Source organism: Treponema sp. R6D11 (assembly GCF_054786075.1).
In genome coordinates this window covers 1-506 of the sequence record NZ_BDHD01000809.1, presented here as the reverse complement: position 1 = coordinate 506, position 506 = coordinate 1, and the positions used below count along the sequence as shown (strand labels likewise).

Here is a 506-nt window from a genome sequence, read left to right as displayed (position 1 = left end):
TCTTATGTCAGCGACAGACTTGTAGAAAAACACAAGGACATTGTAGAAAAATTTACCCGCGCAATACAAAAAGCAAGCGCCTATATTCAAGGACATCAGGAAGAAATAACGAGCATTCAGATTGAAAAAAATTATGTCGCGGGTAATGCGGAAATAAACGCCGAAGTTCTTAAAAAATTTATATATACTCCGTCTGTCAGCGGCGCATATAAACAATTCGGCGTAATAGCTCCTCAGCTTCAAGATATTGGCATGGTTTCAAAAGATATAGATGTCGTCGCCCTCCAAAAAAACAGTTTTATAGAGTTAAAAGGACTTGATGCAAAGTACAAATAAGACGCATCGCATTGCTGCCGCGAGTACCGACGGAAAAACAATTAATGAGCACTTCGGGAAAGCGGCTGCTTTTTATATTTATGAAATAGGAAAAGAAAGTACGACCTTCATTGAAAAGCGAGATGTAACGCCTTTAAGTTGTGGTAGCGGACATACCGAAAATGGTATAC

General features: G+C 39.1%; 2 protein-coding genes. Both read left to right on the top strand.

Going from position 1 to position 506, the window contains the following annotated elements; all coding sequences use genetic code 11:
- Nucleotides 1-336: hypothetical protein (locus ACYVTD_RS16250; protein WP_461248714.1), on the top strand; the 336-nt coding region annotated here is incomplete at its 5' end.
- Nucleotides 320-506 (top strand): NifB/NifX family molybdenum-iron cluster-binding protein (locus tag ACYVTD_RS16245; protein ID WP_461248713.1); only part of this gene is annotated, 187 nt, incomplete at its 3' end. The genes ACYVTD_RS16250 and ACYVTD_RS16245, both read left to right, overlap by 17 nt.